This window comes from Alteromonas sp. KUL150 (genome assembly GCF_009811475.1).
Lineage (GTDB): Bacteria > Pseudomonadota > Gammaproteobacteria > Enterobacterales > Alteromonadaceae > Alteromonas > Alteromonas gracilis.
Genome location: NZ_BLIJ01000105.1, coordinates 1 through 532, shown reverse-complemented (window position 1 = coordinate 532; position 532 = coordinate 1). Strand labels below are relative to the sequence as shown.

1 protein-coding gene is annotated in these 532 nt (G+C 35.3%); it reads left to right on the top strand.

Translation table 11 applies throughout. The features are described from left to right. On the top strand, positions 1 to 519 hold a 519-nt coding region (locus GVO62_RS19300; protein ID WP_236547247.1), incomplete at its 5' end, for a hypothetical protein. Positions 520 to 532 lie beyond the last annotated feature (13 nt).

Genomic DNA, 532 nt, shown 5'->3' with positions numbered 1-532 from the left:
TTATTGCACACGTATTTGCGCCCCATATTTGGAAGTTATGTTTTTAACCAAGCTTCTCGTGAAGCAACCTTTATGAAAGAAAAATATACTACTAATAAAAAACTATATTTTAGTCGATTGTACTCCAGTAATAGAAGACTTAAAAAATGCGCGCTGCGGCAAGAAAGACATTTAGCAAAAGTACTAGCCTTAGTGCTTGGTCTTTCTGATAACAAAGGGATAAAAAAGCCTTATTTACCGGGTGCTTTTGAGTTCTTTTTAACTTGGAAATTAAAGACAGGCTGTTGCCCGAATAGAATGTGGTGTAGTGATTTAGAACAACTTAAACTGAAAAGACTTGGTGAGAGAAATATAGCCTTTAAATCTGATATTTGGATTGGCCTAGAAGCTGGAGATAATAGGACATCTAAAGGCTATATTACTGGGGAGATTGAGATAAAGAGTACTTATAAAGAATTAAAGCGCTATAACATGGTGATCAGCCATGAAGGCTCTACATATGTTGTAAAAAAAACATAATCGGGTAGCCGAA